The organism is Rhodococcus sp. H36-A4 (genome assembly GCF_027158005.1).
Classification (GTDB): domain Bacteria; phylum Actinomycetota; class Actinomycetes; order Mycobacteriales; family Mycobacteriaceae; genus Rhodococcoides.
This window is the reverse complement of the sequence record NZ_JAPVLQ010000006.1, coordinates 147,747-167,357: the sequence shown is the minus strand read 5'-3', so window position 1 is coordinate 167,357 and position 19,611 is coordinate 147,747. Positions and strand designations below refer to the sequence as shown.

Genomic DNA, 19,611 nt, shown 5'->3' with positions numbered 1-19,611 from the left:
TGCCTCCTTGGTCCGCGGTCCCGTCCCCTACCTCCTATGACGCGCCGACAACGGGACCGGTTCCACCGACGTCCCAATTCGTTCGATCGTGCCGAGCCGCTCGTTGCCCGGGACCGATCGAGCCCGGGCGAACGCAAACTCAGCCGCTGTTGCGAAGTGCGGTCGCGAGACCGTTCATCGTCAACAGAATTCCGCGTTTGACGCGTTCATCTGTATCGCCTGCGCGGAACCGGCGCAACATTTCCACCTGCATCTGGTTCAACGGTTCGAGATACGGGAACCTGTTGTGAACCGACCGCTCCAATGCCGGGTTGTCCTCGAGCAGTCGAGTGTGACCGGTGATCCGTAGATACATGCGCACCGTCTTCGCGTGCTCGGTCTCGATCATTCCGAAAATCCGTCCGCGTAGCTCCCGGTCGGGGACGAGCTCTGCATAGCGCGCGGCAATACCCAAGTCGGACTTGGCCATCACCTGGGCAAGGTTGGACAACACGGTTTGGAAAAACGGCCATGTCCGATAGAGATCGGTGAGAGAGTCGAATTTGTCCTCGTCCCCGCCGACCCACTCTTCTATCGCAGTTCCTGTTCCATACCAGCCCGGAAGCATGACTCGACACTGACTCCACGACATGACCCACGGGATCGCGCGAAGGTCGCTCACCGAATTGGTCGGCTTACGGGAGGCGGGACGGCTTCCGATGTTCAACTCACCGACCTCCGCTACTGGCGTCGCCATCCGGAAGTACTCGACAAATCCAGGCTCTTCATGGACCAGTCGGCCGTATGCCGCACGCGCTCGCTCGGCTAGATCGTCGAGGACCGCGTAGGCAGGCTCCGCATCGTCGCCTAGGCCTTCGACATCCAACAACGTCGACTCGAGCGTTCCAGCGACGAGCGACTCCAGATTCCGACGAGCCCTGGAAGGCTCGGCATACTTGGCGGCGATGATCTCGCCCTGCTCGGTCAACCGAAGTGAACCCTGCACGACCCCGGGCGGCTGCGCCAGTATCGCGTCGTAGCTCGGGCCACCACCGCGGCCGATAGTGCCTCCTCGACCGTGGAAGAGCCGCAACCTGATCCCGGTCTTGCGCGAAGCTTCGAGCAGGTCGAGTTCAGCTCGATACAGCGCCCAGTTGGCCGCCAGGTATCCGCCGTCTTTGTTGGAGTCCGAGTACCCCAACATGACTTCTTGGTTCATGCCGCGACCAGCGATCAGCGCTCGATACACCGGCACTTCGAGAGTGGCGATCAGCGTTGCCGCGCCCTGTTGCAGATCCTCGATAGTCTCGAAGAGCGGTACGACGCCCACGGACGACGTCGGTGCCGACCCGTCGACTCCGGGGTCGAAAATCCCCGCTTCCTTGAGCAACAAGGCTGCCTCCAGCATGTCGCTGACGGACTCGCACATGCTGATGATGTAATTCTGGATCGTCTCGGGACCCAGATGATCGATGGCTTCCTTGGCAGCTCGAACGATGCCCAGTTCCTTCGTCGCGAGCTCGCTGAGCTCGGCGGTCGGACCGATCAATGGGCGCCGGGTCGTCAGCTCACGAGAGAGTACTGTCACCCGGTCCGCCTCGTCGAGTGACAGGTAGTCCTGATGGACGCCGGCCCACGCGAGAAGCTCGGCGACCACAACTTCGTGTGTCTCGGAATTCTGTCGCATGTCCAACGCTTGCAGGTGAAAGCCGAAAGTCTCGACAGACTGCCGCAACTTTCGAAGTCGATCATCGGCAATCAGTGCGTCACCGTCTGCACGCAAGGCTCGATCGACCGTGTCCAAATCGTCGAGAACCTCCTGTGGCCGAGAGTACGGTGCCGACCCGCGGTCGAGCGCCGACACCGGTACCGAGTCGAGTACCGCAGCGGCAGTGGCCGACAGTCGTGCTCGAATACCGGCTATCGCAACACGATACGGCTCATCGGACCGACGATCATCCGGCTCGTCCGAGGCGGAAGCGAGGGTGAGCAGGTCCTCGCTGACGGCCACCAGCCTGGCAGACATCGACAGTTCTTTCTCGAGCGAGACCAATTCGTCCAAGTAGTAAGCAAAGGCGACGTACCCGGCTTGGTGTGTGGCGGAATGCACCACCTCGGCGGTCACGTTAGGATTTCCGTCGCGATCTCCACCGATCCAGGAACCGGGACGCAGAATGGGTCGTGCAAGCAGATTGCTGTCCGGCCACCGGAGCCGCAGTGCGGCCCTCACATCGGCGTTCAGCTCCGGAATGACATCGAACAACGAAGATTCGAAATAGCGAAGACCGACCTCGATCTCATCTTGAATACGCAAGCGCGACAAACGAATCAGGGCTGTTTCCCACAAAGTCAGTACTTGACGCCGGATCTGGGTGTCGATGGACGTCAATTCCTGCGCGGAACTAGAGGCCTTGGCCGTCGAGACGACCTGGCGCCGGCGCATCAGGTCGGTGATTTTCGCCTGGACGTCGAATACGGTGCGCCGACGGGTCTCGGTGGGATGCGCCGTGATCACCGGCGAAACCAGCGCGTCCGCCAGCGCTGCAGTCACCTGCGATCTGGTGAGGCCCGCTGCATCGAGCGCGAGCCACGTTGCATCGAGACTACTGGCCTGCGGCGGATCGTTTCTGTCGACGTGGATGGCGCGCCGTCGCTCGCGGTGTAGGTCCTCCGCAAGATTCGCAAGGAGCGAGAAGTGGCTGAACGCTCGAATCAATGGAATCGCTTGGGCCACATCGGCATCGGCATAAAAGCCGGCAGAATCTTCGCGCTCGACCTCGGATCGGCGAACAGCGAAAGATTCTAATCGCGCGCGTTCGACGAGATCGAACACGTCAGGACCTTCGTGTTCACGAATGATGTCGCCGAGGATTCCACCGAGATACCGGATGTCCTCGCGGAGGGGCTCGGTCAACTCACGGCCCTGAGTGGTGGGTACGACGAATGCAGGTGACCCGACCGACTCGTAAGAGGATTCGCTCATCCCCCCAGTATCGCCGAGTCGAGCCGCGTGCGCAGCCCAAGACCGGATCGATACTGCGGTCAGCCGAATATCAGGAGTACTTGATTTCCAGACCGATTCCGAGAATTGCGATAAGCCACACCACTCCGGTGAAAATCGTCAAACGATCGAGGTTCTTCTCGACCACAGTCGAGCTGGACAAGCTCGACTGGACGCCACCACCGAACAGACTGGACAGACCGCCGCCCTTACCGCGATGCAGCAGGATCAACAAAATCAGCGCCAGACTGGTGATAACCAGCAGGATATCGAGAAACAGATCCATGTCCACCTCAAAATCGATTGGATGCCTTTGGCAGCTTACCTGCCCTACGAACAGGTTCGGACACCGTGCCCGAGGAGCACGGTGTCCGAACCGTTCGAATCTGACACGATCGCGTCAACTGCCCGACGACCCTTCGTACTCTCGTGCCTGAAAACCGAGAATCGAAACGAAAAACTCCGGATCAGGGAAGAGGCCCACCGGCGGCGATAGCCGACAGTGTGGCAAATTCGTCCGCCTTGAGGGATGCGCCTCCGACGAGCGCCCCGTCGACATCGACCTGTCCGACGATCTCGCCGACGTTCTTGGCGTTGACCGAACCTCCGTAGAGAACTCGAACCACTGCGGCAACTTCGTCGGAAGCCAGGGTCTTCAGTTCCTCACGGATCGCGCCGCACACTTCTTGAGCATCGGACGCGCTGGCCACTCGACCTGTACCGATGGCCCAGACCGGCTCGTAGGCGATGACAACCTTCGAGATGTCCTCGGCCGACAGTCCACTCAGCGAGCCGCGCAGCTGCTTGATGTTGTACGACACGTGCTCACCGGCCTCCCTGATGTTCAAGCCCTCACCGATGCAGACGATCGGGGTGAGCCCGTTCTTCAGAGCCGCCTTGGTCTTGGCCGACACCGTCGCGTCGTCCTCGCTGTGTAGCGTGCGACGCTCGGAATGGCCGACGACCACGAATGTGACACCCAGCTTCGCCAGCATCGAGCCGCTGATTTCGCCTGTAAACGCACCCGAATCGTGCGCCGACACGTCCTGCGCTCCGAAGGTGAGCAGAAGCTTGTCACCCTCGATGAGGGTTTGCACGCTGCGGATGTCGGTGAACGGCGGGATAACCGTCACGTCGACCTTGTCGAAGTACTTTGCCGGGAGCGAGAACGCGATCTTCTGCACCAGCGAAATCGCTTCGAGGTGGTTCAGATTCATTTTCCAGTTGCCTGCAATGAGCGGCTTGCGTGACACGAGTCAGACCTCCAAGGCTGCGAGTCCGGGAAGGTGCTTGCCCTCGAGGTACTCGAGGGACGCGCCACCCCCGGTCGAGATGTGCGAGAAGCCGTCGTCCGGCAACCCGAGGGCACGTACGGCTGCAGCGGAATCACCACCACCCACGACACTGAACGCACCGTGGGCCGTAGCCGATCCGATCGCTTCGGCCAAGCCCTTGGTCCCGGCCGCAAACTTCTCGAACTCGAACACGCCCATCGGTCCGTTCCAGAACACTGTCTTGGCCGCGCGTAGGACCGCTCCGAAGCGCTCCACGGACTCCGGTCCGATATCGAGCCCCATCCAGCCGTCCGGAATCTCGTAGGACTGAACAATCTTCGATTCGGCAGAAGCAGAGAACGAATCGGCAACGACGACATCCTTGGGGAGATGAATGACGTCTCCGAATCGCTCGAGCAGATCTTTGCAGGTGTCGATCATGTCCTCCTGCAGAAGCGAGGTACCCACCGAAACACCCTGCGCAGCGAGGAATGTGAAGCACATGCCGCCGCCGATCACGAGGGTATCGACCTTCGGTGCAAGGGCCTCGATCACCGCGAGCTTGTCCGTCACCTTCGAACCACCCAGGACCACTGCGTACGGTCGTTTCGGGGTCTCGGTGAGTGTCTTCAAGACCTCTACCTCGGTGGCCACGAGATTCCCCGCGTACGACGGCAGGAGTGCGGCAACGTCGAAAACTGACGCTTGCTTGCGATGAACCACCCCGAACCCGTCGGATACGAAAGCGCCCTCGCCATCGGTCAATGCAACGAGTTCCGCAGCCAAGCTCGCGCGCTCGGCGTCGTCCTTGCTGGTCTCCCGCGGGTCGAAGCGGATGTTCTCCAGCAGGAGTACATCGCCGTCCGTCAGACCCTCGGCGCGTGCCTGTGCGTCCTGACCGACGACGTCGCCTGCGAGTTGAACATGGCGCCCGAGCAGCTCACCCAGCTTCGCCGCGACCGGAGCCAGCGAGTACTTCGCCTCCGGTTTGCCGTCGGGACGGCCGAGGTGCGCTGTGATGATCAGCTTCGCATCGGCGTCGAGCAGCGCTTTCAGTGTGGGCAGCGACGCAACGATCCGACCGGGATCGGTGATGACACCGTTCTCGATCGGAACGTTGAAGTCGGCGCGCACGAGCACTGCGCGGCCGGACACGCCGGCCGATAGCAGATCCTGCAGTGTCTTCACGGCCATAGTGATCAGAGAGACTTTCCGACGAGTCCGATGAGGTCCACGAGGCGGTTGGAGTAGCCCCACTCGTTGTCATACCAGGAGACGATCTTGACCTGGTCGTCGATGACCTTCGTCAGCGGTGCGTCGAAGACGCTCGAGTGCGGGTCGGTGACGATGTCCGAGGAGACGATCGGGTCGGTGTTGTACTTCAGGATCCCCTTGAGCGGTCCCTCAGCTGCGATCCGCATTGCCTCGTTGATCTCCTCGACACTCGCCTTCTTCGCGAGGTGGGCGGTGAGGTCGGTGACGGAGCCGGTTGGGATCGGAACCCGAAGTGCGTAGCCGTCGAGCTTGCCGAGCAGCTGCGGGAGAACCAGGCCGATGGCCTTCGCTGCGCCGGTGCCGGTCGGAACGACGTTCAGAGCGGCCGCGCGTGCGCGACGAAGGTCCGAATGCGGACCGTCCTGCAGGTTCTGGTCCTGGGTGTACGCATGGATGGTCGTCATCAGCCCCTTGACGATGCCGAAGTTGTCGTCGAGGACCTTCGCGATGGGGCCGAGGCAGTTGGTGGTGCACGACGCGTTGGAGATGATGTTCTGGCTGCCGTCGTACTTGTCGTCGTTGACGCCCATGACGATCGTGATGTCTTCGCCCTTGGCGGGAGCGGAGATGATGACCTTCTTCGCGCCTGCGTCGAGGTGTCCCTTTGCCTTGGCAGCGTCGGTGAAGATACCGGTGGACTCCACGACCACGTCGACACCCAGATCGCCCCATGGGAGCGCCGAAGGTCCCTCGCGCAGCGACAGAACCTTGATCTTCTGGTTTCCGACAACGATCGTGTCGTCACCCTCCAGGCTCACCTCGTGGGGCAGGCGCCCGAGGATGGAGTCGTACTTCAGGAGGTGAGCGAGGCTCGCGTTGTCCGTGAGGTCATTGACGGCGACGATCTCGATATCGGTTGTGCCCAAAGCCTTCTGCGCATCTACCGCCCTGAAGAAGTTACGTCCGATACGGCCGAAACCGTTAACGCCTACCCGGATCGTCACTATTCGCTCCTAAGTTGTTGAATCGATGTCGTTGCACCGATGTTGTCGAACGATGTTGTCGAACGATGTCTTCGAACCGGTGCTGTTGAACCGGTTCTTCGTGGTCTGCGCATGCGAACTTCCGCGCGCGCAGATTCCACCCTAGTGTGCGGGCACCGCTCGCGCGCGCGACACCCAGGACCGGACCGTTCAGGCCTCGTCGAGTAATTCCGCCGTGACGGCCGACTCGGTGTCCGGAATGCCGGTGTCCTTGGCTTTACGATCCGCCATCGACAACAGTCGACGGATTCTTCCGGCGACGGCGTCCTTCGTCATCGGTGGATCAGCGAGCTGACCGAGTTCTTCCAGCGACGCCTGGCGATGCTGTACGCGGAGAGCACCGGCGTCTGCCAGATGGTCCGGTACCTCGTCCCCGAGAATGTTCAAGGCTCGCTCCACCCGCGCCGCAGCCGCGACGGCAGCTCGAGCTGATCTCCGGAGGTTGGCGTCGTCGAAGTTCGCGAGGCGGTTTGCGGTGGCACGCACTTCCCTGCGCATCCGACGCTCTTCCCACACCAACCGGGTGTCCTGAGCGCCCATCCGGGTCAAGAGTGCGCCGATCGCTTCACCGTCACGAACGACGACTCGGTCGGTACCGCGAACTTCGCGTGCTTTTGCTGCGACACCGAGGCGCCTCGCAGCGCCGACCAAGGCCAACGCCGCTTCGGGTCCTGGGCAGCTGATCTCGAGCGCCGACGAGCGACCTGGCTCGGTGAGTGATCCATGGGCGAGGAATGCACCCCGCCAGGCAGCTTCTGCATCGCCGATCGTTCCGCCGACGACCTGCGCCGGGAGACCTCGGACAGGACGGCCACGCATGTCGAGCAGTCCAGTTTGTCTGGCCAACGCCTCTCCGTCCTTGGCGACTCGGACGACGTAGCGCGAGGTCTTACGTAGCCCGCCGGCACTCAGGACGTGGACGTCGGACGAATAGCCGTAGAGTTCGAAAATTTCGCGTCGCAGGCGCCGAGCGATCGATCCGAGATCGACCTCCGCTTCCACGACGACTCTTCCTGCAACGATGTGAAGCCCACCGGCGAATCGCAGCAGAGCCGATACTTCGGCTCGCCTGCAGCTCACCTGGGTAATCGCGAGCCTGCTCAGCTCGTCCTTCACCTCCGCTGTCATGGCCACGAAGTGTTCCCCTCTCTGCGTGCGGAACCCATCGGTGCCTCGTCCCGCGACGAGACGATGTTACCGAGGGCAGCAGCCAACTTGCCGAAATGATGCGCGTGAGTTCCTGATTCGGCGACGTCCACGTAGACGACGTCGGCCCCGAGCCGTGCAGCAGCTCGGGCCACATGGTCGCGTTCCGCGCCGTCCGGGACGAAGGCGGAATCCACCACGACGTAGTCCACGGAGAAATCAGGTGCGTGTTGGGAGAGTACGTGCAGATGACGCTCCGCAGAGAATCCTGTGGTCTCGCCGAGCTCCGGTGCAAGGTTCAGTACCAGAACCTTCTGCGCGGCTGTCGTCTCGAGCGCCGTGAGTAGATCCGGAACCAAGACATGCGGAATGACGCTCGAGAACCACGAACCCGGCCCGAGTACGACAAGGTCGGCCGCCTCGATTGCCGCTACCGCCTCGGGCGTCGCCGGCGGACCGGGTGGCGTCAGTCGCACCCTTCTCACTTTGCCGGGAGTGGTGGCGACAGCGACCTGACCACGAATGACTCTGCTCACACGAGGATCGTCCTCGAGGCCAGACACGTCGGCTTCTATGTCGAGAGGTACCAGTGCCATCGGCACCACTTGTCCCTCGATGCCGAGCAGAGATCCGATCTCTTCCAGTGCCGATACCGGATCACCGATAACTTCGGTGAGCCCGGCGAGGATCAGGTTTCCAACCGAGTGTCCCGCCAGCGCGCCGGAACCACCGAACCGGTGCTGGAGGACTTCCGCCCATCGCTGCGTTCGCGGATCCTCGGCAGCCAGAGCAGTGAGCGCCATGCGTAGATCACCCGGCGGCAGTACACCCAGTTCGGCGCGGAGTCGACCGGAAGATCCGCCGTCATCTGCCACGGTGACCACCGCGGTCACATCCGACGCCAGTCTGCGTGCGGCACTGAGCGTCGCGTACAGGCCATGTCCCCCACCGAGAGCCACGATCTTCAGCGAAGATCCGACAGCGCCGCCGTCTTTCGCAGTCATTCGCGGCCTGCATCGCGATGCTGAACCCGCACTGACAAATCATCGTGCCGGCCAAGAAGTACGGCCAAAGCCTCCGACATCGCCACGCTCCGATGTTTGCCGCCCGTGCAACCCACCGCCACCGTCATGTACTGCTTACCCTCTCGCCGATAGCCGTTCACCGTCAGCTGCAACAGGTGATGGAACGTCTGCAGATAGTCCTGCGCACCGTCCTGACTCAGGACGTACTCGCTCACTTCGGGGTTACGACCGGTGTGCTCTCGCAATTCTGGAATCCAATGTGGATTGGGAAGGAACCGTACGTCGCAGACCACATCAGCGTCCATGGGGAGTCCGTACTTGAACCCGAACGACTGAACGGTCACACCGATCAGATCTGCGTCGACACCGCTGAAGGCCGTCTCGATCTTCCGCCGTAGTTGATGCACGGACAGTGAAGTGGTATCGATGGTGACGTCGGCGGCAGCTTTCACCTGCGCCAACCGAATCCGCTCCGCCGCGATGCCCTCGGTGAGCGTGCCGTCCTGACCGTCGTTCTGCAGCGGATGACTGCGACGATTCGATTCGAATCGTTGAATCAGGGCGGCATCGGTGGCGTCGAGGAACAGCACACGATTGCGGACGCCCTTGGAATCGAGTTCTCGTACCACCCAGTCGAGGTCACCCGTGAACAATCGACTTCGAACATCCATCACCAACGCAAGACGATCGATCCGCGGTTCCGACTCGAGACCGAGATCGACCATCTGTGATATCAGCTCGGGTGGAAGATTGTCGGCAACGTACCAACCGAGATCTTCGAGAACTTTTGCAGCCGTCCGAAGCCCTGCGCCGGACAACCCGGTGACGAGCGCCACTTCGATGCCGTCACCTAGACCGACCTGCCCGTCCGGCTGGTCGGTGGCATGCTGGATATCGGGTTCGTTCACGTCATGCCTGCCCTGTCGAAGTTGCTTCCTGCCGACCGCGTTCGCCCCCGTCGAACGTGCCGCCACCGGGGACATCATCCCCCACCTCGACGCCGGGCGCGCCGGAAGCCGCTTCGCCGCTGAGTGCAGTGAGCACAGCTTTGGCGGTCATCTCACCGATACCGGGCACCTCGACGATGTCGGCAACGGTCGCTTCTTTGAGTTTCGCGACCGAACCGAAGTGCCCGACGAGTGCATTTCGCCGACTCTCCCCCAGCCCTTTGACCGAGTCGAGAGCCGATGCGGTCATGCGTCTGGATCGTTTGCTGCGGTGGAACGTGATCGCAAAACGGTGCGCCTCGTCTCGTACACGTTGCAGCAGATACAAAGATTCGCTGGTACGCGGCAGGATGACAGGGTCTGCCTCGCCCGGCACCCACACTTCTTCGAGTCGTTTCGCCAAGCCGACGACAGCCACATCGGTGATGCCCAGCTCATCGAGAACCTCGGCCGCTGCTGCTACCTGAGGTGCGCCGCCGTCCACCACGAAAAGATTGGGAGGGTACGCAAACCTCCGTGGCCGTCCGGTCTGCGGGTCCAGCGCCGCTTCAGGCGCGAGATCTCCACCGGAACCGGCTCCGCTCGCATCGGAACTGTGACGCAGGAACCTGCGACGCGTCACCTCCGCAATACTTGCCACGTCGTCGGAGTGCCCGTCTCCGGCCGCTTCCTTGATGGAATAGTGCCGGTAGTCGCTCTTGCGTGGAAGCCCGTCCTCGAACACCACCAACGACGCGACTACATCGGTCCCTTGCACGTGGGAGATATCGATGCACTCGATACGAAGCGGCGCCGAATCCAGATCCAGCGCTTCCTGAATGCCTTGCAACGCTGCAGATCTCGAGGTGAAATCTCCCGCTCGCTTGAGCTTATGTTGCGCAAGTGCTTCCTTTGCGTTGCGCTCCACCGTCTCGGCGAGGGCCTTTTTATCCCCACGTTGCGGCACTCGAAGCGTCACATTGGATCCGCGAAGCGAGCTGAGCCACAGCTGCACTTCGGCTGCGTTGGCAGGCAACACGGGTACGAGAACCTCACGCGGAACCGCGTTGGCACTGCCGTCGTCGTTCTGTCTGTCCCGATTGCCCGGCACCTGTGACGACAGCGCAGCCTGCTCACCGTAGAACTGGGTGAGAAATTGCTCGACCAATGCCGGGAGATCGGATTGATCGGCCGCCTGCTGCTCGATCACCTCACCTGCCTTCTCGACGACCCAGCCGCGCTGGCCTCGCACACGTCCGCCGCGAACATGAAATACTTGCACCGCGGCCTCGAGCGCATCGGTGGCGAAGGCGACGAGATCGGCATCGGTGCCGTCACCGAGCACTACCGCCTGCTTCTCGAGCGCGCGACGCAGTGCGCCGACGTCGTCACGCAATCGGGCAGCGGTTTCGAAGTCCAGATCATCCGACGCCGTCTGCATCTGCTTCTCGATCTGGCGAACCAGTCTGTCGGTCTTACCGGACAGAAAGTCGCAGAAGTCCTCGACGATCGTGCGATGCTCGTCGGCCGAGACACGACCCACGCACGGCGCCGAGCACTTGTCGATGTACCCGAGCAGGCAAGGTCGACCGATCTGCTTGTGCCTCTTGAACACTCCGGCCGAACAGGTACGTGCTGGAAAGACCCGCAACAGCAGATCGAGGGTTTCCCGGATAGCCCAGGCATGTGCGTACGGACCGAAATAACGCACACCCTTGCGTCGTGGGCCACGGTAGACGAACAGTCGTGGATACTCTTCGTTCATCGTGACCGCCAGCATCGGATAGCTCTTGTCGTCGCGATAGCGAACATTGAACCGAGGATCGAACTCTTTGATCCAGTTGTATTCGAGCTGGAGTGCCTCGACCTCGGTCGTCACGACGGTCCACTCGACTGAGGCCGCGGTGGTCACCATCTGTCTGGTACGGGGGTGAAGAGAGGCGACGTCGGCGAAATACGAGTTCAGGCGGCTGCGAAGGCTTTTTGCTTTTCCGACATAGATGACCCGTCCATGCGGATCACGAAATTTGTACACACCGGGCTCGACCGGAATAGTTCCGGTTGCAGGGCGGTACGTAGCTGGATCGGACACGTATCCCAGGCTAGCCGCAGCTACCGACGAACCAGGCCCAGCGCTGCTCGCTCACTCTTCTCGTAACCTGTCGGCGCCCGTGTACTTCGCTTCGAGCGAACGGAATGCCCGCACAGCGTCGACGGCGTGGCCGCGATCGTTGGACTGAATTGCCATCACCGGGATGAACTCGTCGTCGGGGATGTCCACTCGAGCCCACATGGCGCCGTCGGGAAACGACAGCCCGCGCACCAAGTCCCATTCGATCAGGCGCTCGGACAGAATGTTGCGAACGGCAACGCCTTCTCTACCGACCCGCACCCGCGGTCGAGTAAGCAACAACGCTATCCCGGCGAGCAGGACACCGATTCCGGCGAGGGCAAGCTGATCCGCAGTGCGGAAGTAAACCCCGGTCGGGGACACGCGCAGAAGGATCGCCACGGTGGTGTGCGACACCAGCAGCACGACCGCCGCCGCTATCGCGAACCGAGCGGACTTGATCGAACGAACCTCTAGTTCCCAACGAGCTTCGTCGGTCATCGGAACGCCTCGTCGGTCCACGGCTGACGTAGGTGCTTGAGTGTCAGCGCGGTGTCGACAGCAGCTGCCACCGCTTGCGCACCCTTGTCCTCTTTCGATTCCGGGAGACCGGCCCGATCGAGCGCCTGTGCTTCGTCGTCAGTCGTGAGCACGCCGTTGGTGACGGGCGTGCTTTCGTCGAGCGAAACCCGAGTCAGACCGGCCGTGACTGCATCGCAGACGTATTCGAAGTGCGGGGTACCGCCACGGATGACCACCCCGAGTGCAACCACTGCGTCATGCGATTTGGCCAGAGCCTGGGCAACTACCGGAAGTTCGATCGCACCGGCGACACGCACCACGGTGACGTCGGTGATGCCGACCTCTTCGGCCTTCCGCTTGGCACCTGCCAGCAGCGCCTCGGAAATCGTCTTGTGCCACTGGCCTGCGACGATAGCCAGCTTCAGGTCACCTGCACCGGAGAGCTGCAGTTCGGGTTCGCCCTCACCGCTCATCGGTTGGTCCCTGCTTCGTACTCGTCCAAACCGACGAGGTCGTGACCCATTCGGTCTCGTTTGGTGCGAAGGTATGTCAGATTCTCGGCATTCGCGCGGAGCGGCATGGGCACCCGCTCTGTCACGTGAAGTCCGTATCCGTCCAACCCCACTCGCTTCGCCGGATTGTTGGTGAGCAGCCGCATGGACGAGATTCCGAGGTCCACAAGAATTTGGGCACCGATCCCGTAATCCCTGGAATCGGCGGGGAGCCCAAGCTGCAGGTTTGCATCGACGGTGTCCGAACCCGCGTCTTGAAGCTGGTAGGCCTGCAGCTTGTGCAGCAAACCGATCCCGCGGCCCTCATGACCGCGCATGTAGAGCACGACGCCCCTACCCTCTTCCGCAATCATGTCCATCGCCGCGTCCAGCTGGGGTCCGCAATCGCACCGAAGCGATCCGAACACGTCGCCGGTGAGGCACTCCGAGTGGACGCGAACGAGAACGTCGCTTCCATCGCCATCCGGGCCTGCGATGTCGCCACGGACGAGCGCGACGTGTTCGACCTCGTCGTACACGCTCTGATAGCCGACAGCACGGAACGTCCCGTGTTTGGTCGGGATGCGTGCATCGGCGACGCGGACCACATGCTTCTCGTGCTTACGACGCCACGCGATGAGGTCGGCGATAGAGATCAGAGCCAGGTTGTGTTCGTCTGCAAATACCCGCAGTTCGTCGGTTTGAGCCATCGCGCCCTCGTCCTTCTGGCTGACGATTTCGCAGATGACGCCCGCCGGCCGCAAATCGGCCATGCGTGCGAGGTCGACGGCGGCTTCGGTGTGTCCGGGTCGACGAAGAACGCCGCCTTCCTTCGCACGAAGCGGTACTACATGACCCGGTCGTGTGAAATCGTTCGCACCGGTGTCCGGGTCCGCCAACAACCGCATGGTCGCTGCACGATCGGACGCGGAAATGCCAGTGCCGATGCCCTCGCGCGCATCGACGGTCACAGTGTATGCGGTACCATGTTTGTCCTGGTTGGTGGCGAACATGGGCGGCAGCCCGAGTCGATCACAGTCGTCACCGGCGAGCGGCACACACAGATATCCGGATGTGTATCGCACCATGAACGCGACGAGTTCGGGCGTTGCCTTTTCAGCGGCGAAGATGAGATCGCCTTCGTTCTCGCGATCCTCGTCATCGACTACTACCACTGCTTTGCCCGCGGCGATGTCAGCGACCGCGCGCTCGATACTGTCGAACCTTGTCACGTCCTGCGCTCCATACTCGTAATACCCCATCATGCATCCGAGGGTGCGGGTGCACCTTCGAGCGTACTTTCTAGGCGCCTACGGTCTGCAGGCGCTCCACATACTTGGCGATGACGTCCACCTCGAGATTGACGGGCGCGCCGACCTCGGCACTTCCCAACGTCGTCAAGTCGAGAGTGGTCGGGATCAGCGAGATCTCGAACCAGTGCTCGCCGCCTTCTTCCTTACCGAGCGCCGACACGGTCAACGACACACCGTCGACTGTGATCGAGCCCTTTTCCACGACGTACCGAGCGACCGACGTCGGCATCGATACACGCACGACGGTCCAGTTCTCCGAGGGCGAGCGATGAACGACGGTTCCGGTCCCGTCGACGTGCCCCTGCACCAGGTGCCCACCGAGGCGACTACCCATCGCCATGGCACGTTCCAAATTGACCCGGCTGCCTACCTCGAGCCGCTGCAAAGACGATCTGTCGAGTGTCTCCTGCATGACATCAGCGGTGAATGCGCCTTCTGCCAGCACGTCCACGATGGTCAGGCACACCCCGTTCACTGCAATGGAGTCGCCATGACCTGCGTCGGAGGTCACGATCGGCCCCTTGACCGTGAAGCGGGCCGCGTCGACAAGGTCTTCCCTGCCGATGATCTCGCCGAGTTCTTCGACGATTCCGGTGAACACTTTGTACTCACTCCTGTCCGGTCGATCTCTTGTCGTCTCCGCTACTTCAGCGGATGGTGCGTGTGCGTGCAGTTCAGGCGCGTCAGGTCGGAACGGCGCTGAGAAGTATGTCGGCTCCGATCGGCTGGACACTTTCGATAGAAAACCTCAAGGCGTCGGTGATTGTTCCGACACCTGCATTTTCCACCGCCGCCGCGCCGGAACCCAGCACGACCGGAGCGATATAGGCCACGATCCTGTCGACCAGCCCCGCGGCCAGAAACGCACCGGCCAGTGTCGGTCCACCTTCGATCAGAACATCGGTGTGCTCGGCCAACGCGTGCATCACATCGGCCGGCTCGCGACTGCGCACGAACAATGTCTGAGCGTCGGAACTCCGGACCTGCGAAGCCGGGGATATTTCCCGAAGTCCCACGACTACTCGCGTGGGCTGATGTGGAGAGTCGCTGCCGTCGGGCAACCGAGCGGTCAGTCTCGGATCGTCGGCAATTACCGTGCCGGTCCCGACGACGATGGCGTCGAGTTTGGACCGTTGCTCGTGAACGTGTGCACGCGCTGCCGGTCCCGTGATCCATTGACTGGAGCCGTCGGCCGCAGCGCTTCGGCCGTCCAGACTTGCGGCGTACTTCAGGGTCACATGAGGACGGCCGGTCCGCTGCTTGTGCAACCATGCACGCAGTGGCCCCTTCAGGACGCTGTCGGCACCCGTCCCCGACTCGACGAGTACGCCTGCTTCGATCAGCGTGCGGGCGCCACCCTGTGCCAAAGGAGTGGGATCGGCCACGGCGAACACCACCTTGGCGATCCCAGCTTCGACGAGTGCCTGCGAGCACGGACCAGTTCTGCCCGTGTGATTGCACGGTTCCAACGTGACCACCGCAGTGCCTCCGCGCGCCTTCTCGCCTGCCTCCATCAACGCCATTACCTCGGCATGTGGACCACCTGGCGGTTGGGTCGACCCCACGCCTACGACCACCCCGTCGACGTCGAGAATGACCGCACCCACCGGCGGATTCGGGCTCGTTCTCCCTCTGGCTGCGTCGGCCTCGTCGACGGCCAACTGCATCGCCTCGTCAATGACAGCGGAACCGCCACCAGCGATCCGGGCGACGCTCATCCGTGCAACAGATGCTTCGAGGCCCGGGCTGCTTGCGCACGTAGTCCACGGACCGCTCCTGCCGGATCCGAAGTGCCATAGACTGCCGAACCCGCCACGAAGCAATCGATTCCTGCCTCCGCGGCCTGCTCGATCGTGTCGACATTGATGCCTCCGTCGATTTCGACGATCAGCTTCAGCTCACCCGAATCGACGAGCGATCGGACGATCACGGCCTTGCTCAGCACCTCGGGCATGAACGATTGCCCGCCGAATCCTGGCTCCACGCTCATGACAAGAAGCGTGTCGAAAGCGCGCAGGATCTCGAGGTACGGCTCGATGGGTGTGTCAGGTTTGACGGCCAACCCGGCTTTCCCACCCGCTGCGCGAATACTTTTGGCCACCGCAATCGGATCATCGGTCGCCTCGGCATGGAACGTGACGTTGTACGCGCCTGCCTCGGCGTACGGCGGTGCCCAGCGAGCTGGATCCTCGATCATCAGATGGCAGTCCAACGGAATGTCGGTCGCCTTCAGCAACGACTGAACTACCGGTAGCCCCAACGTCAGATTGGGTACGAAATGGGCGTCCATGACATCGACGTGCAACCAGTCGGAGCCCTCGACTGCATCGGCTTCTTCACCCAAACGAGCGAAATCGGCGGAAAGGATGGACGGTGCGATCATCGGAGCTGCCACACCACTGATCCTAGTCGGTACCGTCGTACTGCTTTCTCACAGTCGGGCTTGCCTTGTCTCGCCACGCCGCGACGATCATCTCCCGCAGTTCGTCGCAGTCGACAAGGTCGAGATCGACGATGATGAAGCCGTACCCGTCGTAGTGCTGGGTCGTATAGAACGCGGGACTCCCGCCGCAGAGAAGCGCTTGTTTCTCGTCCAGGCGGCACACCAGAAGCAGCCCACCTTCTGCCTCGGTACGCAGCCTGGCGAACAGCTTTCCGGCAACCTTCAATGCAGGCGTCCCATACGACGTCGACAACGCCACTTTCGGCAGCGTCTGCGCGAATTCGACGACGCTCCTCCACGTGGAACTGCCTGCGCCGACGCCTTCCGTATCGATGCTCATGATTCGAAAGTCTCCTCCGCTCACCGCAGTGGCGCTTGGACGAATGAGTACCGACCCGGTCCTTCGAGTCAGAGAGGTTTACGGAGCGCAGCCATGAACATCGCGTCGGTACCGTGCCGGTGTGGCCATAGCTGCACCGAGGGTCCGTCGCCGATCAGCGGAACTTCCGGCAGCAACTCCCTCGTGTCCAGTTGTTCGACGCCATAGCGTCGGACAGCGTCGGCGACGACAGCGGTCGTTTCCGACAGATGCGGCGAACACGTGGAGTAGACGACGACGCCGCCCGGCCGCACGAGCGAGATGGCCGAAGCGAGAAGTTCCTTCTGGAGAGTGACCAGTGCCGCGACATCCTTGGGTGAGCGACGCCACCGCGCTTCCGGACGTCGACGCAGCGCGCCGAGTCCGGTGCAGGGGGCGTCGACGAGAACACGATCGAATCCGGGGTCGAGGCCGGAGTCTCGGCCGTCGACGACGTGGACGGTGACAGGCAATGATGCGGTGGTCTTTCGGACCAGCTCGGCGCGGTGAGGCGTCGGTTCCACTGCGTCGATCTGTGCACCGTCGATTTCGGCGAGCGCACCGAGGAGCGCGGCCTTGCCTCCCGGCCCAGCACACAGGTCGAGCCATCGACCGCCGTCCGGACCTTCGAGCGGCGCCAGCGTCAGCGCCCTGGCAACAAGTTGACTGCCCTCGTCCTGGACTCCTGCGAGACCCTCGCGAACTGCGTCGAGCTTGCCCGGATCCCCGCCGTCGAGGTGCACTGCATACGGCGAATACGGACCTTCTTCGCCACCGGTGACGAGAGCCAGTTCCTCCGCCGAGATCTCACCCGGACGCGCCACGAGATGCACGGCCGGACGGGCATCGTCTGCTGCCAGAACGTCCGCGAGTTCACCGGCGTCGGCTCCGAGCGCATCGGCGAACGCTTGGGCGATCCACTTGGGGTGTGCATATTCGAAGGCCAGGTGTCCGACAGGGTCCTGTTCTGCGGATGGACCGAGCTCCTCCACCCATTGCTCCTCGGTCTTCTCCGAGACTCGTCGCAGCACGGCGTTGACGAAGCCGGCCTTGCCGCTGCCGAACTCCGCTCGGGCAAAATCGACGGACGTAGCTACCGCAGCGTGCGGTGCAACTCTGGTGCGGAGTAGTTGATACGCCCCGAGCCGCAGAATATCGAGCAATCCGCCGTCGATATCAGCGATGGACCGGCCCGAGCCACTCTCGATGACGGCGTCGAGCAGCCCACGAGCACGGGACGCTCCGTATGCGAGTTCGGTTGCCAGGGCTGCGTCTCGAGTATCGAGTTTGCGCTCGCGTAGCAGGCCGGGCAGGACCAAGTTGGCATAGGCGTCGCGCACCCGAACAGCTTTGAGAACGTCGCGAGCTGCCAGACGGGCCGCATCGACCGCACCGGCAGCGGCGGGGCCGTTACCCCGCGGCGGCCGGTTGGTGCCCGTGCCGCGCGATGTCCCCTGCGGACGTCGAGACGCACCTTTGGTGCCGGACGACTCCGTAGATGACGGCCGACGCTTTCCTGGGCGGCCACCTTGCTCGTGTCGGCCGCCTCCCGCATTGCTGCGACTGGGCTTGTCTTCCGAACTCATTGTGCCACTGCCGTTTCCGTAAGTCGGGCTCCGCGAGCCCAGTCGAGTGCCTTCATCGGTTTCTTGCCCTGCGGCACTATGTCACCGAGGACGACTGCTGTGCTTGCCGTACCTACGTACACACCGTCCTTTCGCACAACGATGTGTCCAGGTTCCATGCTCTCGGTCGATACGGTCACCGGGAGGACCTTCATGCGAATATCGCCTACCTTCGTCCACGCGCCGGGGTTGGGTGTGACTGCACGGATCTGACGGTCGACTGCTGCTGCCGAACGCATCCAGTCGATGCGTGCAGCGTCGACGGTCACCTTCTTGGCGTACGAGACTCCGTCCGCGCTTTGTGTAACTGCGGACGCCTCCCCTGCATCGATGGCATCCAGGGTGGCTTCCAACAGCTCGGCGCCACTGATCGCGAGCCTGGACAGCAGCTCGCCTGCGGTGTCCGACGGCCGAACGACTTCGGTTACGACGCCGAGTATCGGCCCCGTGTCCATCCCTTCCTCGAGCAGAAACGTCGATGCACCTGTGACGTCGTCACCGGCGGCGATAGCTGCCTGCACGGGGGCGGCGCCGCGCCACGCAGGCAGCAGTGAGAAGTGAAGGTTGATCCAACCGAACCGGGGGATGTTCAACACCGGCCGAGGCAGTAAGGCGCCGTAGGCCACGACGGGGCAAACGTCGGGCTCCAATGCCGCCAATGCTTCGAGAAACTCGGGATCTGAGGGCCTTGCAGGCGTCAGCACTGGGATGCCGTGTGAGTCGGCCAGAACACCGATCGGCGAGCGAACCTGTTTGCGTCCACGGCCCGCCGCTGCATCGGGTCGGGTGACTACCGCTATCACCTCATGCTTGTCCGAAGCTATCAGACGTTCCAGCGACGGAACCGCCGGTTCAGGCGTCCCTGCAAACACAACACGCACCAGTGGGCTCCCACGAATAGGCAATACGACTCTTACGACGAACTCCCTATTCTAGGGACCATCTGCTCACGTCCTGACAAACCGCCGCTCACCTGCGGGGTCCTGGCACGTGTCGGTCTTGCATCGCTATCGCGCGGTACTGCACGTACTCGGCATCAATCGGCCCGAGCAGAGATGTCGCCGGCGATCACCCGCTAGCCTGGTCGGGCACGCGAGCGTCGGCCCGACCATCTCGATGTCGCGCTGGTCTCGCGCGCAC

The 19,611-nt window shown here is 62.5% G+C and carries 18 protein-coding genes; all 18 read right to left on the bottom strand.

The features are described from left to right. Positions 1 to 139 precede the first annotated feature (139 nt). The 18 genes from ppc to fmt all read right to left on the bottom strand — a co-directional run bounded on the left by ppc (position 140) and on the right by fmt (position 19,352). Positions 140 to 2,962 carry a phosphoenolpyruvate carboxylase gene (ppc, locus tag O1W68_RS17420; protein WP_269305661.1) on the bottom strand — a complete coding sequence of 941 codons (2,823 nt, stop codon included), beginning with the start codon at positions 2,960 to 2,962 and terminating at the stop codon, positions 140 to 142. Positions 2,963 to 3,032: 70 nt separating this feature from the next. After that, complete coding sequence (gene secG, locus O1W68_RS17415; protein WP_084348831.1) at positions 3,033 to 3,266, bottom strand: preprotein translocase subunit SecG; 234 nt, start codon at positions 3,264 to 3,266, stop codon at positions 3,033 to 3,035. A 181-nt stretch (positions 3,267 to 3,447) separates the two neighbouring features. After that, positions 3,448 to 4,233: a triose-phosphate isomerase gene (gene tpiA / locus O1W68_RS17410; protein WP_269305658.1), complete on the bottom strand. Its 786-nt coding sequence runs from the start codon at positions 4,231 to 4,233 to the stop codon at positions 3,448 to 3,450. Positions 4,234 to 4,236: 3 nt separating this feature from the next. Beyond that, positions 4,237 to 5,448, bottom strand: coding sequence for a phosphoglycerate kinase (locus O1W68_RS17405; protein WP_269305656.1), 1,212 nt, complete (start codon positions 5,446 to 5,448; stop codon positions 4,237 to 4,239). A 5-nt stretch (positions 5,449 to 5,453) separates the two neighbouring features. Beyond that, positions 5,454 to 6,473 (bottom strand): type I glyceraldehyde-3-phosphate dehydrogenase, encoded by a 1,020-nt coding sequence (gap, locus tag O1W68_RS17400; RefSeq protein ID WP_269305654.1) that lies wholly within the window; start codon positions 6,471 to 6,473, stop codon positions 5,454 to 5,456. Positions 6,474 to 6,662: 189 nt separating this feature from the next. Beyond that, the gene (whiA, locus tag O1W68_RS17395; protein ID WP_084348827.1) at positions 6,663 to 7,646 is read right to left on the bottom strand and encodes a DNA-binding protein WhiA; all 984 of its coding nucleotides are present in this window, start codon (positions 7,644 to 7,646) and stop codon (positions 6,663 to 6,665) included. Further along, a complete protein-coding gene (locus tag O1W68_RS17390; protein ID WP_269305652.1) occupies positions 7,637 to 8,662 on the bottom strand; it encodes a gluconeogenesis factor YvcK family protein in 1,026 nt (341 codons plus the stop codon). Before O1W68_RS17390 ends, whiA begins: the two co-directional genes overlap by 10 nt. Continuing rightward, positions 8,659 to 9,666, bottom strand: coding sequence for an RNase adapter RapZ (gene rapZ, locus O1W68_RS17385; protein ID WP_442972407.1), 1,008 nt, complete (start codon positions 9,664 to 9,666; stop codon positions 8,659 to 8,661). Before rapZ ends, O1W68_RS17390 begins: the two co-directional genes overlap by 4 nt. Then, positions 9,593 to 11,701: an excinuclease ABC subunit UvrC gene (gene uvrC / locus O1W68_RS17380; RefSeq protein WP_269305650.1), complete on the bottom strand. Its 2,109-nt coding sequence runs from the start codon at positions 11,699 to 11,701 to the stop codon at positions 9,593 to 9,595. The genes rapZ and uvrC overlap by 74 nt, the downstream gene beginning before the upstream one ends. Positions 11,702 to 11,752: 51 nt before the next feature. Next, the gene (locus tag O1W68_RS17375; RefSeq protein ID WP_269305648.1) at positions 11,753 to 12,220 is read right to left on the bottom strand and encodes a PH domain-containing protein; all 468 of its coding nucleotides are present in this window, start codon (positions 12,218 to 12,220) and stop codon (positions 11,753 to 11,755) included. Beyond that, positions 12,217 to 12,714, bottom strand: a complete 498-nt coding sequence (gene ribH / locus O1W68_RS17370) for a 6,7-dimethyl-8-ribityllumazine synthase (RefSeq protein ID WP_269305646.1) — start codon at positions 12,712 to 12,714, stop codon at positions 12,217 to 12,219. Before ribH ends, O1W68_RS17375 begins: the two co-directional genes overlap by 4 nt. Beyond that, the gene (locus O1W68_RS17365; protein ID WP_269305645.1) at positions 12,711 to 13,964 is read right to left on the bottom strand and encodes a bifunctional 3,4-dihydroxy-2-butanone-4-phosphate synthase/GTP cyclohydrolase II; all 1,254 of its coding nucleotides are present in this window, start codon (positions 13,962 to 13,964) and stop codon (positions 12,711 to 12,713) included. The genes ribH and O1W68_RS17365 overlap by 4 nt, the downstream gene beginning before the upstream one ends. Positions 13,965 to 14,034: 70 nt before the next feature. Beyond that, a complete protein-coding gene (locus tag O1W68_RS17360) occupies positions 14,035 to 14,646 on the bottom strand; it encodes a riboflavin synthase (protein ID WP_269305643.1) in 612 nt (203 codons plus the stop codon). A gap of 82 nt (positions 14,647 to 14,728) precedes the next feature. After that, positions 14,729 to 15,763, bottom strand: coding sequence for a bifunctional diaminohydroxyphosphoribosylaminopyrimidine deaminase/5-amino-6-(5-phosphoribosylamino)uracil reductase RibD (gene ribD / locus O1W68_RS17355; protein ID WP_269305642.1), 1,035 nt, complete (start codon positions 15,761 to 15,763; stop codon positions 14,729 to 14,731). Further along, complete coding sequence (rpe, locus tag O1W68_RS17350) at positions 15,760 to 16,440, bottom strand: ribulose-phosphate 3-epimerase (RefSeq protein WP_269305640.1); 681 nt, start codon at positions 16,438 to 16,440, stop codon at positions 15,760 to 15,762. Before rpe ends, ribD begins: the two co-directional genes overlap by 4 nt. A 10-nt stretch (positions 16,441 to 16,450) precedes the next feature. Beyond that, positions 16,451 to 16,828 carry an MmcQ/YjbR family DNA-binding protein gene (locus O1W68_RS17345; protein WP_269305638.1) on the bottom strand — a complete coding sequence of 126 codons (378 nt, stop codon included), beginning with the start codon at positions 16,826 to 16,828 and terminating at the stop codon, positions 16,451 to 16,453. 68 nt (positions 16,829 to 16,896) lie between these two features. Beyond that, the gene (locus O1W68_RS17340; protein ID WP_269305636.1) at positions 16,897 to 18,432 is read right to left on the bottom strand and encodes an RsmB/NOP family class I SAM-dependent RNA methyltransferase; all 1,536 of its coding nucleotides are present in this window, start codon (positions 18,430 to 18,432) and stop codon (positions 16,897 to 16,899) included. Continuing rightward, the gene (gene fmt / locus O1W68_RS17335; RefSeq protein ID WP_269305634.1) at positions 18,429 to 19,352 is read right to left on the bottom strand and encodes a methionyl-tRNA formyltransferase; all 924 of its coding nucleotides are present in this window, start codon (positions 19,350 to 19,352) and stop codon (positions 18,429 to 18,431) included. Before fmt ends, O1W68_RS17340 begins: the two co-directional genes overlap by 4 nt. Positions 19,353 to 19,611: the final 259 nt, after the last annotated feature.

Bases quoted from the DNA above. Each gene is read 5' to 3' on its own strand.
- ppc (WP_269305661.1), bottom strand. From the start codon at position 2,962: ATGAGCGAATCCTCTTACGAGTCGGTCGGGTCACCTGCATTCGTCGTA.
- secG (WP_084348831.1), bottom strand. From the start codon at position 3,266: ATGGATCTGTTTCTCGATATCCTGCTGGTTATCACCAGTCTGGCGCTG.
- O1W68_RS17405 (WP_269305656.1), bottom strand. From the start codon at position 5,448: ATGGCCGTGAAGACACTGCAGGATCTGCTATCGGCCGGCGTGTCCGGC.
- O1W68_RS17390 (WP_269305652.1), bottom strand. From the start codon at position 8,662: ATGACTGCGAAAGACGGCGGCGCTGTCGGATCTTCGCTGAAGATCGTG.
- rapZ (WP_442972407.1), bottom strand. From the start codon at position 9,666: ATGTCCCCGGTGGCGGCACGTTCGACGGGGGCGAACGCGGTCGGCAGG.
- O1W68_RS17375 (WP_269305648.1), bottom strand. From the start codon at position 12,220: ATGACCGACGAAGCTCGTTGGGAACTAGAGGTTCGTTCGATCAAGTCC.
- ribH (WP_269305646.1), bottom strand. From the start codon at position 12,714: ATGAGCGGTGAGGGCGAACCCGAACTGCAGCTCTCCGGTGCAGGTGAC.
- ribD (WP_269305642.1), bottom strand. From the start codon at position 15,763: ATGAGCGTCGCCCGGATCGCTGGTGGCGGTTCCGCTGTCATTGACGAG.
- O1W68_RS17345 (WP_269305638.1), bottom strand. From the start codon at position 16,828: ATGAGCATCGATACGGAAGGCGTCGGCGCAGGCAGTTCCACGTGGAGG.
- O1W68_RS17340 (WP_269305636.1), bottom strand. From the start codon at position 18,432: ATGAGTTCGGAAGACAAGCCCAGTCGCAGCAATGCGGGAGGCGGCCGA.